The following is a 2,617-nucleotide window of genomic DNA, read 5'->3' on the forward strand; positions in this document are numbered from 1 at the left end:
AACAAGGGCGCGCTGGGCGGCGTGCTCGGCACGGCCGAGAGCGAGAACGTGCAGGGCGAGATCCAGAAGAAGCTGGACATCATCGCCAACGAAGTGCTCATCGAGGCCAACGAATGGGGCGGCCACCTCGCGGCCATGGCCAGCGAGGAAATGGACAGCATCTACGTGGTGCCGAACCGCTACCCGCAGGGCGAATACCTGCTCATGTTCGACCCGCTCGACGGCAGCAGCAACATCGACGTGAACGTCAGCATCGGCACCATCTTCAGCGTGCTGAAGAAGCCCGACGACCACCCCGGCGTACAGGAAGCCGACTTCCTGCAGGCGGGCACCCAGCAGGTGGCCGCCGGCTATTGCATCTACGGCCCGCAGACCACGCTGGTGCTGACCGTGGGCAACGGCGTGGCCATGTTCACCCTCGACCGCGAACAGGGCAGCTTCGTGCTGACGCAGGAAGACATCCAGATTCCGCCCGACACCAAGGAATTCGCGATCAACATGAGCAACATGCGCCACTGGGACGAGCCCGTGAAGCGCTACATCGACGAATGCCTGGCCGGCAAGGAAGGCCCGCGCGGCAAGGACTTCAACATGCGCTGGATCGCCAGCATGGTGGCCGACGTGCACCGCATCCTGATGCGCGGCGGCGTCTTCATGTACCCGTGGGACAAGCGCGAGCCCGAAAAGGCCGGCAAGCTGCGCCTGATGTATGAGGCCAACCCCATGAGCTGGCTGGTCGAGCAGGCCGGCGGCGCCGCCACCAACGGCAAGCAGCGAATCCTGGACCTGCAGCCCACCAAACTCCACGAGCGCGTGAGCGTGATGTTGGGTTCTAGAAACGAAGTTGAGCGTTTGACGCAGTACCACGCCGAGAAGGCCTGATTTCTTGGCTATAATCTGAGGCTTCGCCGGTGTAGCTCAGTCGGTAGAGCAGCTCATTCGTAATGAGAAGGTCGGGTGTTCGATTCATCTCTCCGGCACCAAATCAAAAGCCCCGCTATTTTTTCGATAGCGGGGCTTTTTGTTTGCGGCTCTGAAGCCTTCCAGACGATGGGCCCCTCAATGCGGGTTGCCCGCTCTTCCTGGAATTCGAATCAACGTACGAAAGTCGGTGCGACGGACCGCCTCCTGCGGCCCGATGAAACGGAAGCCTCGCGCTCCCGTTTCGCACAAGGAGGGATCAGGCTTCCCTGTTTTCCTTGATGTTCCAGCCCAGCACCGTCTCGGCGCCCTTGCCGCCCTTGTCGGTCTGCTCCCAGTACTGCTGCTTCACCTTCGCAGCCTGGAACGAGTACTGCACGAACACCGCATCGGAGCCCTGCTCGGCCGTGTACTGCACCGAGGTGACCAGCACCTCTTCGAGCGTCACGCGCGTGTATTCGATCTGCGAGCCGCCGGCCTTGCACACCGACACTTCCACCTTGCCCAGGTGCTTGCCGCTCGCGCAGTTCTTCAACACTGACGGCGCCGCCTTGTCGATGCGCGCCAGCACCTGCAGGTCGTTGAAGCTGGCCTTGCCGACACCGCCTCCGCCGCCGCTGACCATGTTGCCGGGCTGCGTGGCGCCCCATGCGAACGACTTGATGTCGGTCCACTCCTTGTGGTTCGAGTCCTTCGATTCGCCGTTCGCGCCCTCTACGCGCATGAACATGTCTACTGCCATGATTGATCGTTCCTTTGTTGTGGCGCCCCCTCCGGGCACCGTGGAGATTTGCCGCCACTGCAGCGGCAAGATTGAAATCCGGTCATGGCGGCACTCGTGTCGTGCCGCCTCCCGGGCCAACCGCCTGCGATGTTCGGACCGGACCGTGACAAGTGGATTGAATTCGGATGAATTCCTGTCCTGATCGCGCCATTTCTCACGAATCACTTTTCACGTGCCTCGAAGAGGCAATCAAAAAGGGTTAATCAGAAATCAGCCAGGGCGTTGCACCAGAGAACCAAAGCAGTTCATTCGCCCGCTTCTCGCCAAATGCAAAAGGCCCGCCATCGAAACGATGGCGGGCCCTTGATTGCAGGCGCTCGAAGAGGCTACGAGGACGCCTCGCTCAACCACCTCGCGGCCAGCACCGGCACCAGCTCGGCTGCCCTGCCCTGCATGAAGGTGAAGCCTCGCGGCACCTCCTCCATGTCGAGTGCGACGAGCACCTTCTGCGCGCTGCGGTCCGCATACTGCACGAGCGATGCCGCCGGATAGACCGTGAGCGAGGTGCCGACGACAAGCACGCGTGCCGCAGTCGCCACGTGCTCTTCGGCCTCCTCGAAGTGCTGCACCGCTTCACCGAACCACACGATGTCGGGCCGCAGCTGGGTGCCGTCTTCACAGAGTTGTCCCATGGCAATGGGATCGCCATCGATGCGATAGCGCTTCGGCTCGGGCTCCGAGGTGCCCCGCGCATAGGCAAGTTGCCCGTGCAGGTGCACCACGTTGCGCGACCCGGCACGCTCATGCAGCGCATCGACGTTCTGCGTGACGATCACGACTTCGTAGGCCTGCTCGAGCGACGCGATCGCCATGTGCGCCGCGTTGGGCTGCGCCTGCCACGCCTTCTCGCGCCGCTCGTTGTAGAAGGCCAGCACCGCCTCCGGGTGCTGCTGCCAGCCTTCGGGGCTCGCA

General features: G+C 62.7%; 3 protein-coding genes and 1 tRNA gene. 2 read left to right on the forward strand and 2 right to left on the reverse strand.

The genetic code is table 11. The features are described from left to right. Both VIM98_RS20320 and VIM98_RS20325 read left to right on the forward strand, forming a co-directional pair. A partial coding sequence (locus VIM98_RS20320) for a class 1 fructose-bisphosphatase (protein WP_331994925.1) occupies positions 1-882 on the forward strand: 882 nt, incomplete at its 5' end. A gap of 25 nt (positions 883-907) precedes the next feature. Beyond that, positions 908-983 (forward strand) — tRNA-Thr (locus tag VIM98_RS20325). A gap of 197 nt (positions 984-1,180) precedes the next feature. Here the strand turns inward: VIM98_RS20325 and VIM98_RS20330 are convergent. Together VIM98_RS20330 and VIM98_RS20335 are read right to left on the reverse strand one after the other, a co-directional pair. Then, positions 1,181-1,663: an Hcp family type VI secretion system effector gene (locus tag VIM98_RS20330; RefSeq protein ID WP_126183392.1), complete on the reverse strand. Its 483-nt coding sequence runs from the start codon at positions 1,661-1,663 to the stop codon at positions 1,181-1,183. A gap of 368 nt (positions 1,664-2,031) precedes the next feature. Further along, positions 2,032-2,617, reverse strand: a 586-nt coding sequence (locus VIM98_RS20335) for an SIR2 family NAD-dependent protein deacylase (RefSeq protein WP_331994926.1), incomplete at its 5' end; no start/stop codon positions are given.

This window comes from Dyella sp. (assembly GCF_036568765.1).
Lineage (GTDB): Bacteria > Pseudomonadota > Gammaproteobacteria > Xanthomonadales > Rhodanobacteraceae > GSA-30.